At 68.5% G+C, this 20,582-nt stretch carries 15 protein-coding genes and 1 tRNA gene; 4 read left to right on the top strand and 12 right to left on the bottom strand.

Translation table 11 applies throughout. The annotated features are described in order from the left end of the window. The first annotated feature begins 123 nt into the window (after window positions 1-123). The gene (locus VM889_07120) at window positions 124-2,439 is read left to right on the top strand and encodes a DNA polymerase domain-containing protein (protein ID HVL48309.1); all 2,316 of its coding nucleotides are present in this window, start codon (window positions 124-126) and stop codon (window positions 2,437-2,439) included. Between the two features lie 6 nt (window positions 2,440-2,445). Here VM889_07120 and VM889_07115 read toward each other — a convergent pair whose 3' ends face one another. After that, window positions 2,446-3,348 carry a hypothetical protein gene (locus VM889_07115; protein ID HVL48308.1) on the bottom strand — a complete coding sequence of 301 codons (903 nt, stop codon included), beginning with the start codon at window positions 3,346-3,348 and terminating at the stop codon, window positions 2,446-2,448. A 100-nt stretch (window positions 3,349-3,448) separates the two neighbouring features. Here VM889_07115 and VM889_07110 point away from each other — a divergent pair, with 100 nt between their 5' ends. Further along, on the top strand, window positions 3,449-3,787 hold the full coding sequence (locus VM889_07110; GenBank protein HVL48307.1) for a nucleotide pyrophosphohydrolase: 339 nt from the start codon (window positions 3,449-3,451) through the stop codon (window positions 3,785-3,787). 58 nt (window positions 3,788-3,845) lie between these two features. Here the strand turns inward: VM889_07110 and VM889_07105 are convergent, their stop codons facing one another. The 11 genes from VM889_07105 to VM889_07055 all read right to left on the bottom strand — a co-directional run bounded on the left by VM889_07105 (window position 3,846) and on the right by VM889_07055 (window position 17,484). Continuing rightward, window positions 3,846-4,268: a NusA-like transcription termination signal-binding factor gene (locus VM889_07105; GenBank protein HVL48306.1), complete on the bottom strand. Its 423-nt coding sequence runs from the start codon at window positions 4,266-4,268 to the stop codon at window positions 3,846-3,848. A 55-nt stretch (window positions 4,269-4,323) separates the two neighbouring features. After that, window positions 4,324-4,626, bottom strand: a complete 303-nt coding sequence (locus tag VM889_07100; GenBank protein HVL48305.1) for a 50S ribosomal protein L30e — start codon at window positions 4,624-4,626, stop codon at window positions 4,324-4,326. 99 nt (window positions 4,627-4,725) lie between these two features. Beyond that, window positions 4,726-5,739: a hypothetical protein gene (locus tag VM889_07095; GenBank protein ID HVL48304.1), complete on the bottom strand. Its 1,014-nt coding sequence runs from the start codon at window positions 5,737-5,739 to the stop codon at window positions 4,726-4,728. 11 nt (window positions 5,740-5,750) lie between these two features. Beyond that, window positions 5,751-6,347, bottom strand: a complete 597-nt coding sequence (locus VM889_07090) for a hypothetical protein (protein ID HVL48303.1) — start codon at window positions 6,345-6,347, stop codon at window positions 5,751-5,753. A 234-nt stretch (window positions 6,348-6,581) separates the two neighbouring features. Continuing rightward, entirely contained in the window at window positions 6,582-8,297 is a 1,716-nt protein-coding gene (locus VM889_07085; GenBank protein ID HVL48302.1) for a hypothetical protein, read from the bottom strand. A 259-nt stretch (window positions 8,298-8,556) separates the two neighbouring features. Beyond that, window positions 8,557-10,830 carry a DNA-directed RNA polymerase subunit A'' gene (gene rpoA2 / locus VM889_07080; protein HVL48301.1) on the bottom strand — a complete coding sequence of 758 codons (2,274 nt, stop codon included), beginning with the start codon at window positions 10,828-10,830 and terminating at the stop codon, window positions 8,557-8,559. Between the two features lie 2 nt (window positions 10,831-10,832). Next, window positions 10,833-13,604, bottom strand: coding sequence for a DNA-directed RNA polymerase subunit A' (locus VM889_07075; protein ID HVL48300.1), 2,772 nt, complete (start codon window positions 13,602-13,604; stop codon window positions 10,833-10,835). A gap of 8 nt (window positions 13,605-13,612) precedes the next feature. Further along, complete coding sequence (rpoB, locus tag VM889_07070; protein ID HVL48299.1) at window positions 13,613-15,436, bottom strand: DNA-directed RNA polymerase subunit B; 1,824 nt, start codon at window positions 15,434-15,436, stop codon at window positions 13,613-13,615. Window positions 15,437-15,438: 2 nt separating this feature from the next. Then, window positions 15,439-17,010, bottom strand: coding sequence for a DNA-directed RNA polymerase subunit B'' (locus VM889_07065; protein HVL48298.1), 1,572 nt, complete (start codon window positions 17,008-17,010; stop codon window positions 15,439-15,441). Continuing rightward, window positions 17,011-17,253: a DNA-directed RNA polymerase subunit H gene (locus tag VM889_07060; protein HVL48297.1), complete on the bottom strand. Its 243-nt coding sequence runs from the start codon at window positions 17,251-17,253 to the stop codon at window positions 17,011-17,013. Window positions 17,254-17,410: 157 nt separating this feature from the next. Continuing rightward, a tRNA-Lys gene (locus VM889_07055) sits at window positions 17,411-17,484 on the bottom strand. A gap of 645 nt (window positions 17,485-18,129) precedes the next feature. Between VM889_07055 and sucC the strand changes: the two genes are divergently transcribed. Further along, on the top strand, window positions 18,130-19,299 hold the full coding sequence (sucC, locus tag VM889_07050) for an ADP-forming succinate--CoA ligase subunit beta (GenBank protein HVL48296.1): 1,170 nt from the start codon (window positions 18,130-18,132) through the stop codon (window positions 19,297-19,299). 1 nt (window position 19,300) lies between these two features. Further along, window positions 19,301-20,377, top strand: coding sequence for a succinate--CoA ligase subunit alpha (gene sucD, locus VM889_07045; GenBank protein HVL48295.1), 1,077 nt, complete (start codon window positions 19,301-19,303; stop codon window positions 20,375-20,377). Window positions 20,378-20,582: the final 205 nt, after the last annotated feature.

The following is a 20,582-nucleotide window of genomic DNA, read 5'->3' as shown; positions in this document are numbered from 1 at the left end:
CGGATCATAGGCCTCCCGACTTGTCAGGAGGCAGACGGATACATGATCGTTCGCCTGCTTCGTCAGCCACCTTCGCCCCACCCCCCCGGCCAGGGTTTTCCCCCGGAGGCGCCGATCGTCGCCGTGGACGGCTTCGTGCTGGACGCGCACCCGGACCCCGGGAAGCGGGCGATGGTGCTCTGGGTCAAGGACCGGGAGGGTCGCGTCCACGCGTTCCGCGAGCCGTTCACGCCGCGCTTCTACGTGCGCGGCGCCGAGGCGGACCTTGCGGACCTCAAGCGCGCGCTCGAGGCGAGCCTCCCCGCCCTCGGGCCGCTCGCGTTCGTCGAGCGCACGTGCGGCCTCGAGTTCGCCTCCTCGCGCCTCCTCGAAATTCCCGTCCCGGACCACGACCAGGTGCATCGCCTCGCGGCGATGGTGGACGGACGCGGCGAGCACAAGCGCTTCGAGCTCTTCGACGTCGACCTGCGCATGAGCCAGCGCTACTTCATCGCGAAACGGCTCTTCCCCTTCGCGGGCCTGCGCGTGTGGGCCCCGGGCCGCTACACGCCGCGCGACGACCCGTGGAGCGTCGACTACCCGTTCCCGGACCTGCGCGTCGCGGACGTCGCGGCGGACCCGGACGCGCCGCGCGGGCGGCCGCCGACGCACGACGACCCCGTGCGCGCGGTGACCGTCGCGGGCGAGACGTACGCGGGGGGCGACGAGGCCGACCGCCTGCGGTGGCTCGCGCGCGAGGTCGCCGAGCGCGACCCCGACGTCGTGATCACGGAAGGCGGCGACGCGTTCCTCCTCGCGTACCTGGCCCACCGCGCGCGCGTGGCGGACGTGGCCGGCTTCAAGCTCGGCCGCGAGGCCGACCCCGCCCCGCGCCGCCGCGAGCGGTCGTACTTCACGTACGGGAAGATCAAGTACCAGCCGGCCTCGCGCGCGCTCGCGGGGCGGCTGCACCTCGACCGGCACGCGTCGTTCTTCCTGCGCGAGGCGGGCCTTGCGGGCGTCGTGGACCTCTCCCGCGTGAGCGGCATCCCGCTCCAGGACCTCGCGCGCCTCGGCGCGGGCACGGCCGTGACCGCGGTGCAGATCGACCGCGCCGCGCGCGAGGGGCGCGTGATCCCGTGGAAGAAGAACGCGCCGGAGGCGTTCAAGACCGCGCGCGACCTCCTCGCCGCGGACCGCGGCGCGTACATCTACGAGCCTGTGGTGGGCCTGCACGAGGACGTCGTGGAGCTGGACTTCGCGAGCCTCTTCCCCAACATCATGATCAAGAAGAACCTCTCCGCGGAGACGATCCTCTGCGAATGCTGCGCGGGCGAGCCGTCGCCGCTCGTCGTGCCGCAGCTCGGCTACCACGTCTGCTCGAAGCGGAGCGGGTTCGTGGGGCGCACGATCGGCCCCATCGTCGCGCGGCGCGAGCGCTTCAAGCGCCTGCGCAAGGAGGATCCGGCGAACCGCGCGCGGTACCAGTCCGTGAGCGACGCGTACAAGTGGTGCCTCGTCACGAGCTTCGGCTACCAGGGGTACCGGAACGCGAAGTTCGGGCGCATCGAGTGCCACGAGGCGATCAACGCGTGGGGTCGCGAGATCCTCCTCACCGCGACCGAGGTCGCGCGCGACCACGGCTTCGAGATCCTGCACGGCATCGTGGACTCGCTCTGGCTCAAGCGCGTCGAGCCTTGGGCGGACGCGGAGAAGCTCTCGGAGGCCGTCCACCGCGAGATCGGCATCCCGTTCGAGTACCAGGGCCGCTACAACTGGATCGTGTTCCTGCCGAACCGCTCGGGCCTTGCGACCGCGGACGCGCCCGCGGTGGGCGCGCTCAACCGCTACTACGGATGCTTCGACGCGCCCCCCGACAAGCCCTCCCGCAGCCAGGCCGGGCAGTCCGTGGACTACATCGCGAAGGGCGCCGTGAAGGCGCGCGGCGTGGAGCTGCGCCAGCACTCGACGCCCCGCCTCGTGCGCGAGGCGCAGGAGCGCGCGCTCGAGACGCTCGCGGGCGCGACGGACGCGGCCTCGTTCCGCGCGCGGATCCCGGCCGCGATCGAGGCGGCGGGCGAGGTCGCGGCGCGCGCCGCGCGCGGCGACGCCGCGCTCGCGGACCTCCTCTTCGTGAACGCGGTCGCGCAGGACCTCGAGGACTACCGCGCCCGCACGCTCGCGCAGGCCGCGCTCACGGGCCTCGCGAAGAAGGGCGTGCGCGTCGCGCCGGGCGACGTCGTGCGGTACGTCGTGCTCGACAACGCCTCGCGCGACGCGACGCGGCGCGTCGTCGAGGCGCGCCTCCTCAAGGGCGACGAGGCGTACGACCGCGCGTTCTACGAGCGCGCGGTCCTGCGCGGCGTCGCGTCGCTCCTCCTCCCGTTCGGATGGACGGAGGAACGCCTCGCGGACGCGCTGAGGCCCGGCCGTCAGCGGTCGCTTGCGGCGTACGCGTGAACGCGCTCAACCCGTTCGGACGAGCGGGCCCTCCGCAACAAGGCGCGCGAGGGGACCGGCGATGGGCGTCGCCGTCGCGTTCGAGGCCGGCGCGTTCGTCGCGTCCGCGAAGTCGACGCGCGTGATGTTGTAGGTGTAGGTCTGGCCCCAGATGTGGAGGCCCAAGCCTTCGAAGAACAGCGGGACGTTCCCGATGAGGCCGTTCGCGAACTCGATGTGGCCGCGACCGACCACGAGCGCCCGCGCCGTGTTCCACGAGAGGTCGAACGCGGCGACGACTTCGCCCTGGTCGGCGCGGAAGAACCGGAAGAGGCCGCCGTCGTCGACTGCTTCGCGGCCGGTGGCCTGCGTCGTGAGGGTGACGTCGTCGAGCGTGATGAGGCCGCTGCGCACCGGCGCGCCCGTGAGGAAGTCGGTGACGGTGCGCTTCGCGGGCTCGAGGGCGCTCACGTTCCATTCCTTGAGAAGCGCGGCGATCGCGGGGTTCGCGGTCGAGTAGCCGACGAGGACGAAATGCATGGTCGCGTTCGCGGACTTGTATTCCGCCGTGGGCGTCACGAGAACACCGCCCAGGATGCCGACGTCGCCCTCGGACTCGTTCTGGCCGGGGACGTCGGAGGACTTGCACTTCCAGCCGATCACGATGAGCGTCGCGGTCGCGTCGGCGGGGTCCAGCGACTCGACCTTGAACCCCTTCGGAATGTTGTCCGCGAAGTCCGCGGGGACCGGGAAGACGCCCGCGATCTCATCGCAGCCCGACACCGCATAGCGGTCGGGGACGAGCGTGAAGTTCCCGACGCCCTCGGCGGGCGCGAGGTCGTCGACGCGCCCCGCCCCGATGCGGGGGCCGAGACAGCCGGCGAGCACGGTCGCAAGGGCGAGCGCGAGAGCGAGGACGGTCCTGTTCAAGGTGGGCCTCCCGCCGCGGCAGTGGGAACGCCGGCGCATGTACCTTTCGCGGGCCCGGTCCCCTCGGTGGCCTTATGGCGGGCGGGCTCGATGCCCCGGCGTGCCCGCCGATCCCCTCGAGGCCCTCCGCCGCGACCTCCGCGCGTTCGTCGACGAGCGGGATTGGGCACAGTTCCACGCTCCGAAGGACCTCGCGGCGGCCGTCTCCGTGGAGGCCGGGGAGCTCCTCGAGGAGTTCCTGTGGAAACCGGACGTCCCGGCCGACCGGCGCGCGGCCGTCGCGGCCGAGGCCGCGGACGTGTACCTCTACCTGCTCCTCCTCGCGGACCGGTGCGGGTTCGACCTCGTCGAGGCCGCGCGCGCGAAGCTCGAGGCGAACCGCGCGAAGTATCCCGTCGAGAAGGCGCGCGGGTCCGCGGCGAAATACGACCGGCTTTAGATGGACACGGGCCGCCCCGGCGCCTGCCTCGGTCGAACCGAGGACGATCGCCCTGGGCCTACTCCACGATGATGTCTCGCACGCCGTGGTGGCGGTCCGCGAGGAGGCGCGCGAGCTGCACGTTGCGGCCGCCCTTGCCGATGACCTTGCCCTTCGCGGCGGGGTCGACCTTCACGCGGGCGACCTCGACCCCGCTCCGCTGCTCGAACGTCACTTCTTCGAGCTTGTGGCGGTGGAAGAGGTTCTCGATGAACTGCTTCTTGTCCGCCGCGTAGCCGAAGATCTCGACCTCCTTGTTGAGCATCTCGCGCAGGCGCTTCAGGTTGACCGCGCCCTTGCCGACGGCCTTGCCGACGAAGCCCTCGTCCACGACGAAGATGACGCGGTCGGGCTCGTCCATGAGGTCCTTGAGGCGGGCGCGGGTCACGCGCTCGAAGAGCGTGAAGAGGCGGAGGGTGTCCGCGTCGAGCTTGATCTCCAAGGAAAGGACTCCAGGAAAGAAAGGATGATCGGGGGCGTCGCGCCCCCGTCGCGGATCAGCCCTCGCGCGCAAGCGCGAGGACGTCCGACTCGCCGGCCTCGAGGACGCTCAGCATCGAGACCGAGAAGGGCTTGCCGCACGCGGGGCCCAGCTCGGCGTTCGTGCCGGCGAACTTGTAGATCGGGACCTTGTTCTTCGTCGCGAGCTTCGTCACCTGGTCGACGGCCTCGGAGGGCGCGTTCGACGAGAGCACGATGAGCTTCGCCTGCTTCGCGGTCACGGCCTTGAGCGTCTCGTTGACGCCGAGGCCGACCTTGCCCGACTGCGTGGCGCTTCGGAGAGCGCGGTTCACGTCCATGTCGATGTCTCCTTCTCCGCGCGCGGGTTGCGCGACTCCGGAGAATTCTCGCACACCCGCCACTGCCTTAAAGGCTTCGACCAGGGCGAGATTCCGACTTCAGCGATCGAAGCGGACGTGACCGTTCAATCGCGCTTCGGCAACGAAGGGTGACGTCGCGACCACCCCGGGGTATGCCACAGCGGATTGGTTGGTTGGTTGGAGCCTCCCCTCACCCTCCTGCGCAGCTTCCATCGGAAGCGCTCGGTCCCAGATCTCCCAGTGCGAGGCCGTTCCGCCGGCGGAGAGTTCCCTCCGGACGATCAGCGAGACGTCGCCCGGTGGCGCCCACGGGAGGTCGATCAGACAATGCTGCGTTTGTTGGCCTGTCGACGCGAACATTTTCTGATCGATTCGGACCTCCAGTTCGCAAACGGCGGCGGGGCCCATGACGATCCTGAATGAACCCCACGTGCCATTCTCCGTCCTCACAACTTTCACCGATTGTTCCGAATAGCCCGCCGCGAGGGGCCAAGCGCCCACCGATAGACGATCACCCTCGAAGTCGAAGAAATTCGAGCCACAACTGTACGCCTCAGACTTGCGCTCGACGACGGAGAAGCGCGCACTCGATCCCACCACACGCACTCCGGCTGGAATGAACGCGCCATCGATCGACCCCGCCGCGAGTGCCATGGCGATGCGATCACCTGCATGGAATTCCGCTTCAAATTCGGATTTGTAGTTGATTCGAAATTGGGAATTCTCCCTCGTTCCTGAAACGTTGTAAACCTTGGGTCGACCCTCGGTTCCGATCACGAGCGCATGACCTGATGATGCGGCCCAGATCCATCCCTGGATCTCATCGGGGAGTTGGAGCGCGAGCCGACCACAGTCTTCGACAATCTCATTGCCGGGGTGGATGGCCGAGACGTTGATGACGGCTCGCCCCGCCTCGACGACGTCCACGAGGAGCGTGACCGCGCCGCCCGCCGACGTCGTATCCGCCCTGGTCAAGCCAACCTCAGCCATCGATGACGATCCTCCTCCTGCCTCGTCAGGGGTGGCTGTTTCGAAGCAGCCGGAGAGTCCCGAAGCGAGGAGAATGAGGACGAAGAAGCTCGGCCGGGCCATAGTCGCCTGCCTCAGCAGATGAATACGCACGTCGTCCCTCTCAATTCAATCAGTGGGAGGTCGTCAATGAGCGGGAATCCGAGGCCGTGGTGGTCGGCGCTGGTGATGATCCCTTGGCTCGAATCGAGCGGGTTCGGTGTGCAACGTACGTGGACGCCAAAGTAACCTTGCACGGGAAGGGCAGTGAATGTCCACGTCCAAATCTCCTTCGATGAATAGGTCACCGAATGGGTGGGAGTCCTGACGTGCCCGTACATGGACTTCAACTCCCAGGGGGCGACGCTGGAATCGAAAACGGCCGTCCAGTGGCTTGAGCCGGGTTCGTTCGTGAGATGGGCGCCAGCCAACTTGGTTTCCATGCTCATCGCGGTCGAGCCCCCACCCGAGCAAGTGATGATTTTCGGGGCCAAAAGCTCGTCAACGGCCCCGCAAGCCTCAACGATTTCCGGAGGGCACGTGAAGCACTCGATTTCGACACAAGGTCCGGAAAGGACGCACTCCACGGGAACACCTTCACCGAAGAGCAGGCAGTCAATGTCGAGGTATTCTTCGATCGGGTCAGCCACTGCAAGGGGTGCGCTCGCCGCGAAACCCGTGCCGACGATCAAAACGCACACCCACGCTACCGCAACCCGGGGGGGGGAGTCATGATAACCCGTATGATATGGTGGAATATATCGTTTTTGGCGGGCAGCACGTCGCCCTTCCTCTTCAATGCTTCCACCCCTGCGAGACGCGGTCCGCGGGGGCGCCGCGCCGACGCCCGTCGCGCGCGAGCCGCCACGGAGCGGTCGCGCCGTCCACGCCGACGCGGCCGCGCGCCCGGGGCGGACGCGCCGCCGTCAAGGCCGGAAGGCGACGATCGTGTCGCAGTCCGAGACCCACTGCTCCTGCGCCACGCCCGTCTCCTCGAACACGACCGCAAGCGGGGTCGTGCACACCGTGAAATCGACCGACCCCGCGGGGAAGAAGAGCGGCTGGAGGGGCCGAAGGTGGCCCGCCGTTCCGGTCAGCTTCACGTCCACCCGGATCGGCGCCGATCCGCCGACGTGGACGCAGGTTCCCGTGGGAAGCTGCAGCGGACACGCCGGGTCCGGCGCGGTCGAGGGAACGGGCGCGCCGCCCACGGTCGTGTAGACGCCGAGCGGGCCCCAGTCGGTCCGAGGCACCAGGGTCGCCTGGAATGTCCCCGACGGGGAGAGGTTCCGCGGACCGACGCCGATGAATTCCCCGCGGGGATTGTAGTAATCGTCCGGGAGCGGCCGGTTGCCGCCCTCGTAGAGGTCGCCGGCCCGCGCCGTCCCGACGGCCCCTTCGCCCGAAGCGTCGTGCCAGACGCCGACCCAGACGTCGAAGGAGAAGTAGCCCGGCGGGAAGGACTGGGAAGCGGCCCCCGCGAATCCGGGGGGCGCGGCGAGGGCATCGTAGCTTCCGGCAAGGGCGGCCGCGTACCCATACCGCGGGAGCAGATCGAGCCAGCCCGCATATCGCTCGAGGTACTCGTCGTGTCGACCCGCCGCGGAAGCGTCGCCTCCCTCGCGCCATTCGCGCTCGTAGGGCGCCCAGACGAAACCCTGGACGCGACCCAGGTCGGATTCGATCGGGAGGCCTCCCGCGCGCACCGGCTCCAGACGGCACGCGTTCGGACACGTGCCGTACGACGGACTGCCGATCGCCGTGACCGGCTTCGCCAGCTCGCCGTAGAGGCTGGCGATCGGTCCCGGGGCGACGGCGTGGTAGCGGTCGACGTCCACGCGGGAATCGGGACGACCCGTCCAGGCCCGGCCGTCGAGGCTGGGCGCGAGGACGGGATCACTCACCACCGTGACCTCGAGGGTGGAGAAGAGGCTGCCGTCCAGGAAGAGGATGTACCGGCCCCGGTCCGTCTGGTAGAGACCGCCACCGGTGGCGCTCGTCTGATCGACGTACCTGAAGACGAGGTCGGGCGTCGTGGACTCGGGCCGCGCGTACGCCTGGTAGGCCGGGTGGGAACCCGGCTCGACGTAACCGTACAGGGTCGCAAACCGGACGATCTCCCACTCGTTCTCCGGATGGGGCGGGGCGGCCCAGATCCCGAGCGCGTCCACGTTTTCGTCGCCGTCGACGTTGTCCCATCGGCCGAGGAAGGCGATGAATTGACCCGGGCCCGGGGTGATGATCGCCGGGAGGATGCCTTGCGACGCGCGCTGCGTGTTGGTTCCGCGCAGGACGTCGTAGCCCATGTGGTTCAGGCCCCCCGGAAGGTCGCCGTTCTGGGGCCCGTCCTTCGGGTTGCTCGGTCCGGCCGCCGTGACGTAGGCCGCATCCAGGACGCGGATGCCCGACGGGGGGTAAGCGCGCTCCGTCGGTTCGGACGGACACCCGAGGTCGGGGGCCCTCGCCTGGGCGGCCGCGATGCACGTCCGCTGGCCGGCCGCTTCGAGCGCCAGGGGATCGGCCTCGTCGATCTCGTAGGTCACGTCGACCTCGTAGTTGGACTGGTCGAGATACATGCAGCCCGCGAGCGCGAGGCAGACGAAGGGCAGGGTCGCCGTGAGGAGAAGACGCGACGGACGCATGGACGTGGCCTCCCGGGGGCGAGTTTGCGGCCCGCACGAAGAATGTTTCGTGCCCCTTCCAGTCCTTCCCTCACGGCCGCGCGGCCCGCGAGCGCGCGGCGTCGACCGACTCCGACGCGGGCGAGGCCCCGAGCTGGAGGGGATCGTGGCGGGCCCGGACGGGAGCCCGTGGATCTAACGTGGACGCCCCGCTCCTCCCGGATGCCATTCCGGCGGGAGGAGGGGGCGCGCCCGCGCGAGGCGGACGCGCCGGGTCGCCTTACTCGGCCTTCTTGTCGATGAGGCTCGGCGTCTCGTCCTCGCCGCCGGGCGTGATGGGCCCGGCGTCGCCCTCGGGGGCGACGGGCGGCGGAACGGGGGCGGCCTCGGTCGCGTAGAAGTCCGGCGGCGGGGTCCACTTCTTGACCTTCGCGCCCTTGAACGCGTTGGGCTTCATCTGGAGCGTCACCGCGCCCGTGCCGAGCGAGACCGGCTGGCCAACGATGATGTTCTCCGCGACGCCCTCGAGCGGGTCGATCTCGCCGATCATGCCCGCCTCGAGGAGGTGGTTGACCGTGATCTCGAACGCCGCGCGCGCGAGGACCGAGGACTTCTCGCCCGAGATGCCGTGGCGACCGATCGCGCGGATCGTGCCGTCGACCGTCATCACGTCCGCGACAAGCATGAGGTGGCGCTTGTCCACCGTGAGGCCCTGCTCGGAGAGCGTCTTGTGGGCCTCCTCCATGATCGCGAAGCGGGCGGCCTCGATGCCGAGGACTTCCCAGATCTCGCGGAAGTTGTTCGTCGTGGTGCGTGTCGTGTCCACGCCGTCGATCTTCATGACCTTGGCGAGGTTCGAGCCCTCCGTGTAGATGATGTAGCCCTCCGCCTCGCGGCGGATGACGACGCGCGCGATCTCGGGGATGCCCTTGATCTGCGTCTTCTTCGCCTCGGCGGCGATGAGCTGGATCGTCTTGTACGGCCGCTCCTCGCCCTCCGTGGGCTTGAGGAGGATCGTGCCGTCGGGCTGCGGGATGACGTCCGCGTTCTTGATCTTCCCGAGCTTGTCCGCGATCTCGTCGACCGTGATCGACTTGCGGTGGAGCTTCTTCTCGTCCGGCTTCACGACGACCTGGAACGTGCCGAGGTCCGTGTCGACGTCCGCGATGTCGATGAGCTCCGTCGTCTCGATCTCCGCCGCGATGCGCTGCACCTTCTCGGCGTCCTGGCGGTGGGACTCCTCGAGGTAGATCTGCATCATCGGCGTCGACGGGATGCGGCGCGCGTCCACGACCTCGATGAGGCGCGGGAGACCGAGCGTGACGTTGATCTCGGCCACACCGGCGTAGTGGAACGTACGCATCGTCATCTGCGTGCCGGGCTCGCCGATCGACTGGGCGCCGAGGATGCCCGCGGCCTCCGTGGGGTCGATGCGGTGGCTGCGGTACGAGTCCCAGAGGACTTCCGCGATCTTCGCGAGCTTCGCGTCGGGGATCTTCTGGGCCTCGACCTTCGTGATGAACTCGACAACGACCGAGGGCGGGAGGAACGCGTTCAGGGCCTCGAGGCGCTTGCGGAACGGATCGTAGACCGCCCACCAGGCCTGCATGCGGGGCTTGAGCTCCTTGTCGGAGATCTGGCCCGCGCGGAGGCGCCGGGAGAGCTCGTCCGCGAGGTACGTCGGGAAGGACGCCTTGATCGCGGCCGAGACGTCGCGCACGCGCTTCTCCTCGGGCGTGAGCTCCTGCGGCCGGTACTCGGCGTACTCGACGCCCTCGTACTGGACGCGGGTGTCGACGAACTCGCCGACCTCGTCCTTGATGCGCTCGGCGAGCTCCTCGCCGATGCCCTGGACCTCCGCGAGCTCGTCGAGCGAGGCGCGCTGGAGGTCGTAGATCGTCTTGTAGCCGGCCTCGACGAGGGCCTCGGCCTTGGAGCGACCGACGCCGGGGATCTCCGTGAACTCCTCCACGGTCTCCTCGAGGTCCGTCACCTGGTTGATGAGCGACTCCGCGAGCTCCTCGTCGATCTCGTCGATGTCGAGGATGTACTCGATCGGGGTCCGCTTGATGTCCTCCTTCGTGCGGAAGCCGTGGCGATAGAGCGCCTCGGCCTTCTTCTTGTCCACGCCCTTGAGCGCGAGAAGCTCCGTGATCTGGGACTCGGTGACCTCGATCTCCTTCGGGAGCGCGTCCTTGATCGCCTTCGCGAGCTTCGCGCCGATGCCCTCGGCGGCCGCGATGACGTCGACGGGGGCGACGATGAGCGACTCCTTCGTCTTGAAGCCGGCGTCGAACAAGGCCTCGGCCTTGCTCTTGCCGACGCCCTGGATCTCCGTGAAGAGCTTGATCGCGCGCTTGCGCTCCTCGGCGGGGGTCAGCGGCTTCGCGGGCTCGACGGGCGCGACGGCCTCCTCGGCCTTGCCCTTCTTCTTGCCCTTCGCCTTCGCGGGGGCGGCGGCCTCGACGGGGGCGACCGGCGCGGTCTCCTCCTTCTTCGGCTTCTTCGCGTCCTTCGGGGCGGCCTTCGGGGATGCCTTCTTCTTGTCCGCCATCTTCACTCGCCTCCGTAGTCCGTGTCGCCCTCGTTTTCTTCGCTGATCTCGTCGAGCATCGAGCGCGTGAGCTCGACGTCCTCGCGGTCGTACGTACTCTTGCCGCGCGTCGTGCGCTCGGGGCCGACGTCGATGCCGAGGACCTCCTGGATGGCCTCGTTCACGTTGACGGCCTTGCCCTTGAGCGAGCGCGTGGGGTCGATGCCGTCCTCCCCGTACTCGAACTGGATGATCGTGCCGGCCGTGTTGCGCACGGTGCCGTCGTACTCGATCTTCAGGTCCTCGAGCGCGTTGATGAGACGGCGCTGCATGTAGCCGGACCGCGACGTGCGGACGGCCGTGTCGACGAGGCCTTCGCGGCCACCCATCGAGTGGAAGAAGTACTCGGTGGGCGTGAGGCCCGACTTGTAGGAGTTCGTGACGAAGCCCTTCGCGTCGGCGCCGAGGTCGCCCACCTTGAAGTGGGGGAGCGTGCGGCCCTGGTAGCCTCGCTTGATGCGCTCGCCGCGGACGGCCTGCTGACCGACGCAACCGGCCATCTGCGAGAGGTTGAGCATCGAGCCGCGGGCGCCCGACTTGGCCATGACGACCGCGCTGTTCTCGAGACCGAGGTGAGACCCGGCGATCTTGCCGGCCTTGTCACGGGCCCGGCCGAGCTCCTGCATGATCTGCAGCTCGAGGGTCTCCTCGATCGAGCGGCCCGGCATCTGCTCGAGGCGACCCGTCGTGAAGTCCTCGACGAGCTTCTCGACCTTCGAGCGCGAGTCCGTGAGCATCGCGCGGATCTCGGCCTGGGCCTCCTCCGGGATGTCCTCGTCGTCGATCGCGGTCGTGAAGCCCACGACCATGATCGCGCCGATGCAGAGTCGCGTCACGTTGTCAATGAACACGCGGGCCCCCGTCGCGCCGTAGCGGCGGATGATGCGGTTCAGGATCTCGCCCTTGAACGCGCCGATCGCCTTCTCGTCGATCGGGCCGTGGATGACCTCGCCGTTCTCGATGACGGTCATGCCCTCGTGGGCGCAGTCCTTGACCGCGCAGTTGCACTCGACGCAGATCTCGGGGTCGCGGATCTCGGGGTGGAACTTCAGGGAGAAGTCCGCCGGGAGGATGTGCGAGAAGACCTGCTTGCCGGTCCAGTGCGGGACGCCGTCGATCATCTTCGGCTTGAAGCGCTCGTCGATGCGCCGGAGGCCGATGACCGAGAGCATCGAGAGGACCTCGCTCTTCGCGAACGTCCGCTCGCGGAACGTCAGCAGGAACGCGCCCGTGATCTCGTCGTGGATCGCGCCGATGATCGGGCCGCCGAAGCGCGGGGACAGGATGTGCTCCTGGACGCGCATGAGGATCTTGGCCTCGGCGCGCGCCTCCTCGCCCTGCAGCACGTGCATGTTCATTTCGTCGCCGTCGAAGTCGGCGTTGTACGGCGGGCAGACGCTCAGGTTGACCCGGAACGTCTTGTACGGCATGACGCGGACCTCGTGCGCCATCATCGACATGCGGTGGAGCGAGGGTTGCCGGTTGAAGAGCACGATGTCGCCGTCGAGCAGGTGGCGCTCGACGATGAAGCCGGGCTCGAGGCGCTTCGCGACCTCCGCCGCGTTGATGGGCGTGACCTTCAGGCGGCGCCCGTCGCTGCGGATGACGTAGTTCACGCCGGGCCACGTGCTCGGGCCGCGGGCCACGAGCTCCTGGGCCTTCTCGATGTTGTACGGCGTGACCTTCATCGGGACCGTCAGCTCCTTCGCGGCCTCCTCCGGCACGCCGACCTCGTTGATCGAGATGTTCGGGTCCGGGGACACGACCGTCCGGGCCGAGAAGTTGACGCGCTTGCCCGAGAGGTTCGAGCGGAAGCGGCCTTCCTTGCCCTTGAGGCGCTGCGAGAGCGTCTTGAGGGGGCGGCCGGAGCGGTGGCGCGCGGGCGGGATGCCCGACGTCTGGTTGTCCATGTACGTCGTGATGTGGTACTGGAGGAGCTCCCAGAGGTCCTCGACGATGAGCTGCGGAGCGCCCGCGTCTCGGTTCTCCTGCAGGCGCTGGTTGATGCGCAGCACGTCGACGAGCTTGTGCGTGAGGTCGTCCTCGGAGCGCTCGCCGGAGTCGAGCGTGATCGAGGGCCGCATCGTCACGGGCGGCACGGGGAGCACCGTGAGGATCATCCATTCGGGACGCGCGACCTGCGGGTTGACGCCGAGGAGGTCGAGGTCGTCGTCGCCGATCTTCTCGAGCCACTCGCGGACGTCCACGGGCGTGAGCTTGTGGCCGTCCTCGCGGAACGTCGTGGGCTTTTCGAAGTCGATGCGCTTCTGGGCCTCGCCGCAGTGCGGGCAGCCCTCGGCCGGCTTCGAGGCCTCCTTCACGACGTCCTTCACGAACTCGTTGACGTCCTTGCCCGCCTCCTTCCACCCGGAGAGGACCTGGCGGAGCTCCGCGAGGCGCTCGTCGGCGAGAAGGATGCGGCCGCACGCGCGGCACGTCGAGCGGAGGACGTTCTTGATGATCTTCGTGTAGCCCACGTGCACGACCGGCATCGCGAGGTCGATGTGGCCGAAGTGGCCCGGGCAGTCGCCGACCGTGCGGCCGCAGGTCTTGCAGCGCAGGCCGGGCTCGATGACGCCGAGACGCGGGTCCATGAGACCCATGTCGATCGGGAAGCCGTCGTCGTCGTACGTGTCGGCCGTGATGATCTTCGTGGCCGACATGTCGCGGATCTCCTGCGGGGAGAGCAGCGCGAACGCGATGCTCCCGATCTTCTTCGGGGCGTTCGTGATCATGGACGTCATTAGATCAGGTCCTCCAGCTGGAGACGGGGGGCGACCGTGAGACTCTTCAGCTCGTCGAGGAGCAGCTTGAACGCGTAGCTCATCTCGACCGGGTAGATGTCGGCCTCGTCACCGCACGTTGGGCAGCGCATGAAGCCTCGGCGGTCCTGCATGGCGACGTGGCCGCAGTGGCGGCACACGAGCTCCGTCACGCGGTCCGACTCGTCGAGCAGCCGGTCCTTGATGACCATGGCCGCGCCGTGCCCGATGAGGCAGTCCCGCTCCATCTCGCCGAACCGGAGACCGCCGTCGCGCGCGCGGCCCTCGGTGGGCTGGCGCGTGAGGATCTGGACCGGGCCGCGGGAGCGGGCGTGCATCTTGCCGCTCACCATGTGGTGCAGCTTCTGGTAGTAGATGACGCCGACGAAGATGTCCGCGGGGATCTGCTCGCCCGTGATGCCGTCGTAGAGCGTCTCCTTGCACGAGTAGTCGAAGCCGGCGCGCAGGAGCGCGTTGCGGAGGTCGATCTCGCCCTCGCCGCTGAAGGCCGAGCCGTCGATCGTGCGGCCCTCCATGGAGCCGACCTTGCCGCCGATCATCTCGAGCACGTGCGCGACCGTCATGCGCGACGGGATGGCGTGCGGGTTGATGATGAGGTCCGGGGGCACGCCCTGCTCGCTGAAGGGCATGTTCTCGGGCGGCACGATGAGGCCGATGACGCCCTTCTGGCCGTGTCGCGAGGCGAACTTGTCGCCGAGCTCGGGGATGCGCTGGTCGCGAACCTTGACCTTGACGAGGCGCGAGCCGTTCGAGGACTCGGTGAACATCACGGTGTCGACCGTGCCGTTCTCGCCGTGGCGGACCGTGACCGACGTCTCGCGGCGCTTCTGCGGCGTGAGGAAGTCGGAGGGCTCCTCGAGGAAGCGGGGCGGGCTCGTCTTGCCGATGAGCACGTCGCCGGCCTTCACGTCCACCTCGGGCGTGATGAGGCCGTCCTCGCCGAGGTTCGAGTACGCGTCCTCCGCGCGGGCGCCCTTCACGTCGGGCGAGGGGACCTCGAAGTGGTCCTCCTGCCCGCCGGGGTAGCGGCGCTCCTCCGCGGCGTACGTGCGGAAGAAGCTCGACCGGCCGAGGCCGCGCTCGAGGCTCGACTTGTTGACGATGAGCGCGTCTTCCATGTTGTAGCCGTGGTACGAGATGACCGCGACCACGAAGTTCTGGCCCGACGGGCGGCGGCTGAAGTTGATGTAGTCCATGCCCTTCGTCCGCACGAGCGGGGGCTGGGGGTAGTGCATCAGGTGGCCGCGCGTCTCGGGGCGGATGCGGAAGTTGCTCTGCCCGAAGCCGAGGGACTGCTTGCCCATGCCCGCGCCCATCGTGATGCGGGGCGACGAGTTGTGCTCGGGGTACACGACGATGTTCGATGCGATCCCGAGGATGACCATCGGGTCGATCTCCATGTGCGTGTGGTCCGGGTTGAGCGACGCCTCGTTGAGCGAGATGTAGAGGTTCTCCTCCTCTTCCGCGTCGATGTATTCGACGACGCCCTCGCGGATGAGGTCGCTCCACGTGATCTTGCCGTCGCGGAGGTCCTTGAGGTGCTCGTCCGTGACCATCGGGCGGCCGTCGCGCACGACGATGAGCGGGCGGCGGGCGCGGCCCGCGTCGCAGTTGATGATGACGTCGTTCGTGCTCTCGTCGAAGCGCACGTTGACCTCGTTCGTGAGAAGGCCCTGGCGGCGGCGGCCGCGGATCTTGTCGACGAGCTCCTTCGGGCTCTCGTGGAGGCCCGCGAGATCGCCGTTCACGTACACGCGCGCGCCTTCCATGTGCTCTCCGGCCATGCTTAGACCCCCAGGTCCACGTCGCGGCTGTGGATTTCCATGACGCCGAGGTCCCGCACCATCTGCAGGACCTCCTTCTCGTCGTAGCCCTCGCTGATCTCCGTCATGAGGGCCATGTTCTTCACGAGACCGCAGTTGGGCCCTTCAGGCGTCTCGTTCGGGCAGAGACGGCCCCACTGCGTCGGGTGCAGGTCGCGCGCCTCGAAGTGGGGCTGCGACCGCGTGAGCGGGCTGATGACGCGCCTCAGGTGCGAGAGCGTCGCGAGGTTGCAGGTCCGGTCGAGGAGCTGCGAGACGCCCGCGCGCCCGCCGACCCAGTTGCCCGTCGCGAGCGCGTGCAGGAGGCGCTGTGACAGGACGTCGCTGCGGACCGCCGTCGACACCTTGAGCTCGCGGTTGCGCGAGTGCGCGCGCTCGAGCTGGTACTTGAGGTCCTTCACGAGGCCCGTGAAGGCGACGCGGAACAGGTCCTCGCAGAGGTCGCCCGCGAGCTTGAGGCGCTTGTTCGCGTAGTGGTCCTTGTCGTCCTCGCCGATGTGGTCGAGGTGGAGCTCGAGCACCGAGCGCGCCATGCGGCCGAGGAAGATCGCCTTCTTCATGCGGTCGTCCGGGTCGTTGCCGAGGTGCGGCAGGAGCGAGCGGTCCATGAGGCTCTCGACGCGCTTGATGCGGTACTCCTTCGCCTGGCCGCCGGCGAGCTTCTTGCCGAGCCACGCGATGGCCTCCTCGCGGTTCGAGACGCCGTACTCGTTCACGGAGTCCTCGATGTTCGAGAGGATGAACGGCATCATCGCGGGGTCCGTCACGATGCCGTTCATGATGTCCTCGTCCGACTCCATCCCGAGGCCGCGCAGGAGCACGACGAGCGGGATCTGGCCCGAGGCCGCGGGGACGGACACCATGAGCGTCGAGTCCTTCTTCATTTCGACGATGACGAGCGCGCGGTAGCCCTCGCGCTGCGAGAACACCTTCGCGACCGGGACGTCGCGGCCGTAGCGCTTGTTGTACTCGACGAGCACGCGGTTCGGCGCGAGGTCCTCGAGGGAGATGAGGACGCGCTCCGTGCCGTTGATGATGAAGTAGCCGCCGATGTCCAGCGGGTCCTCCTGGAGCTCGATGAGGCGGCGGTAGTACTCCTCGGCCGTGAAGGTCGTGCCCTCGTGGCGCTCGAGGTTCTCCTTCGTGATGTTGCACTTCGCCGACTTGACCATGATCGGCATGTCGCCGATGCGGACTTCCTCGGGCTCGTGCTCGACGCCCTCGATGATCGGGATGAACTCGAGGTACATCGGAGCCTCGTACGTGAGGTTGCGCAGGCGCGCCTCCATGGGCGTGAGGAGACGGGTCGAGCCGTCGGCCTCCTTCACGATGGGGTTCCCGACGCGGATCTTGCCGAGCTTGACCTCGTAGCCCTCGATGTCCGTCGTGATGGTGCCGCGCTCGGCCTCGTCGTCGCCGACCTTGATGTGGTCGATGATGTCCTGCAACCAGAAGTTGATGAAATCGTTGTAGGACATGATGTGGTGGTTCGCAAGGCTTCGCTCACGGTAGAAGGCGTCAACAAGCTCGCGCATTCAGTCACCCACCACGAAACGGTACGCCACGGCCTCGCCGGCGGTCGGGGACTTCCGCCGGATGCGCAGGATCTGCCCGGGGCGCGCGCGGATCGACCGCGCGACCGGATCCGACGCGTAGATGCGCGGGAGCTGGTCCGGGTTCACGCCGTACTTCTCGAGGACGGCCCGCGCGTCCTCATCGCTCAAGACCTCGTGCTTCGGAACGAGGTCGTGCTTCATGACGTCGAAGACCTTGGCCATGACGACAACACCTCAGAAAGCCCCGGCCCGCGGCCGGCGCGAATGAATGCGATCCACCGTGCGTTGCATAGCGACTCCCCGCGTGATCCCAGACGCCGCCGGCCGACCGCCGGCTCCGCTCGGCGCGCACGGCGCGCGCAAACGCGGGGGAGGGGCACGGGCTCAGGGGGATTCGAACCCCCGGCCATCGGGTTAAAAGCCCGACGCTCTACCTAGCTGAGCTATGAGCCCCACGGGGGACCCCGATGGCCCATGCTCGGCGGCTCGTCCACGGACAAGCGACGGCAACACGCACCAAAGGAGACCTTCCTCGACTCGACGACCGGACCCTGCGTTCGCGCACCCCGCGCCACACCGATGGATGGCGCGCTCTGGGATGGACTGGCCGTCCGAGATACGCCTTCCCCTATTCAAAGCTTACGCAGGCTAGCGTCGTCCGGGTCTGGATAGGCGTGGGGGAATAAAGGGATGTCGTCAGCGGGGTCCGGAGCCTTCAGCGGTGCACTCCGTGGCGCGCGTTTCACGCCGAAGGTCCCGCTGCGGCGGCGCGCGCCACGCCGTGCCGGGACGCCCGCCGCACCGTAAGCCGTGCACAAAGGGGTGAACACACCCACTCATGCGCGCGCGGGCGAGCGTTCCTCCATCGCCCTTGGACGACTCCGAGTCTCCACCCACTCATGCGCGCGCGGGCGAGCGTGTCATCGGACACCCGGATCCTGGCGCGAATCCCGGCGCGGTCCCGGTTCCGGCCCGGACCCGGTCCCGGACCCGACGCCCAGCGCCCGGACCCGGGCCCCTGCGCCCGATCGTGGCGCGCGCGAACGCCAAGCAATGCTTTTATCGGACCCGCCGATTCCCGCGCCGGTCGTGCGCTAGATGAAGCTCTATGAGTACCAGGGACGCGAGGTCTTCGAGCGCCTCGGCGTCCCGACGCCGAAGGGCATCGTGGTGTCGTCGATGGAGGAGTTCGCGCGGGCGAAGGCCCAGCTCTCCTATCCGCTCGTGATCAAGGCGCAGGTCCTCGTGGGGGGCCGCGGCAAGGCGGGCGGCATCCAGTTCGCGGACAATGCGCAGGAAGCGGAAAAGAAGACCCGCCAGGTGCTCGGGATGGACATCAAGGGCCTCACGGTCGAGAAGGTCTTCCTCGTGGAGAAGCTCGACTTCGCGCGCGAATTCTACCTCTCCGTCCTCCTCGACCGCTCGACGCGCACGCCCCTCGTGCTCTTCTCGACCGAGGGCGGCGTGGAGATCGAGGCCGTGCCGGACGCGAAGATCCGCCGCGTGCACGTGAACCCGGTGACGGGCTGGCAGCCGTTCCACGGCCGCGCGCTCTTCGACGGCCTCGGCCTCGACAAGAACATCCGCTCGCAGCTCGAGTCGATCGCGCAGAAGCTCGTGAAGGGCTTCTCGACGATGGACGCGGAGCTCCTCGAGATCAACCCGCTCGCGGTGACGCCCGACAACCGCGTCCTCGCGGCCGACGCGAAGGTCATCCTCGACGACGACGCGGCGTTCCGGCACACGGACATCGCGGCGCCGAAGGAGGACAAGACCCCGCTCGAGTGGGAGGCCGAGGAGCAGGGCATCGCGTTCATCCAGCTCGAGGGCGACATCGGCATCATCGCGAACGGCGCGGGCCTCACGATGGCGACGCTCGACGCGATCAACCACTACGGCGGCAAGGCCGGGGTGTTTCTCGACCTCGGCGGCACCGACGACCCGGAGAAGGTGCGCGCCTGCGTTCTCCTCATGAAGAAGGCGAACCCGAGCGTCATGCTGCTCAACCTCTTCGGCGGCATCACGAAGAGCGACACCGTCGCGAAGGGCCTCAAGATGGTCCTCGACCAGGAGAAAATCCCCTTCCCGATCGTCACGCGCATCAAGGGCGTGAACGAGGAGGAGGCCCGCGCGATCCTGCGCGAGGCCGGACTCTACACGGCCGAGACGCTGCGCGACGCCGCGGCGCTCACGGTCAAGGTCGGCCGCGCCGTGCGCGACGGCCAGCCGCTCCCGCCCGTCGCGGCGGCGAAGGCGGGGGTGAGGTGAAATGGCGCGCATCGTGAAGAAGACGAAGTCGAAGGCGAAGGCCGCGAAGCCGAAGGGGCTCGTCGCGAAGGCCGTGAAGCAGGCGAGGAAGGTCGCGCGGACGGCCGAGAAGGAGGTCCGCAGGACCGCGAAGCGCGTGGTCGCGCAGGCGAAGGTCGCGGCGCCGAAGCTCGCGCCCGGCGTCTTCGCGCCCGGGCCCGGGTTCCCCGTCGACGAGAACACGCGCGTCATCGTGCAGGGCATCACGGGCCACCAGGGCCAGTTCCACACGGAGAAGATGCTCGAGTTCGGCACGCGGATCGTGGGCGGCGTCACGCCCGGCAAGGGCGGCGAGAAGGTGCAGGGCGTGCCCGTGTTCGACGCGTGCCGCGAAGCCGTCGAGAAGACGGGCGCGAACGCGAGCGTCGTGTACGTCCCCGCGAAGTTCACGAAGGACGCGGTCCTGGAGGCGATCGACGCCGGCATCAAGACCGTCGTCGTCATCACCGAGCACATCCCGTACCATGACGCGATGCAGTTCGTCTGGTACGCGAAGACGAAGGGCGCGCGCGTCCTCGGCCCCAACTGCCCCGGCATGGCGAACCCGCGCGCGAAGGTCAAGCTCGGCATCCTTCCGAACAAGATCTTCAAGCCCGGCGTCGTCGGCGTCGCCTCGCGCTCGGGCACGCTCACCTATGAGATCGTGAACGCGCTGAGCGAGAAGGGCGTCGGCCAGTCCGGCGTCCTCGGCCTCGGCGGCGACCCCGTGAACGGCACGAACTTCATCGACGCTCTCGAGATCTTCAACGCCGACCCGCGCACCGAGGCCATCGTCCTCGTGGGCGAGATCGGCGGCACGGCCGAGGAGGAGGCCGCCGCGTACGTCGCGAAGCACGTGAAGAAGCCCGTGTTCGCGTACATCGCGGGCCGCAGCGCCCCGGAAGGCAAGCGCATGGGCCACGCGGGCGCCATCGTGAGCCGCGGCATGGGCACGGCCCAGAGCAAGATCGAGGCCTTCCGCAAGGCGGGCGTCGAGGTCGCGGAGTTCCCGGGCGACATCGCGGAGATGGTCACCCGGACGCTGAAGAACAGGAAGTAGGGCAGCGCGCCGCTTCGGCGGCGCGCGGGGTTCGGGGCCTTCAGCGGTGCACTCCGTGACATGAGTTTCACACCTCGGCCTCGCCTGCGGGCGAGGCCTCGGCGCATGTCCGCCCGACCTGCGGGTCGGGCTCTCCGCGGCGGTTGCGACCGCCGCGGATCACTCCGTGCCAGAGGAGGGGCGCTGCGCGCGCCCCTCCTCTGGA

Source organism: Candidatus Thermoplasmatota archaeon, from assembly GCA_035540375.1.
Taxonomy (GTDB): domain Archaea; phylum Thermoplasmatota; class SW-10-69-26; order JACQPN01; family JAJPHT01; genus DATLGO01.
Note: the sequence above shows the minus strand (reverse complement) of the source record. Positions and strands in the feature narration are given on the sequence as shown.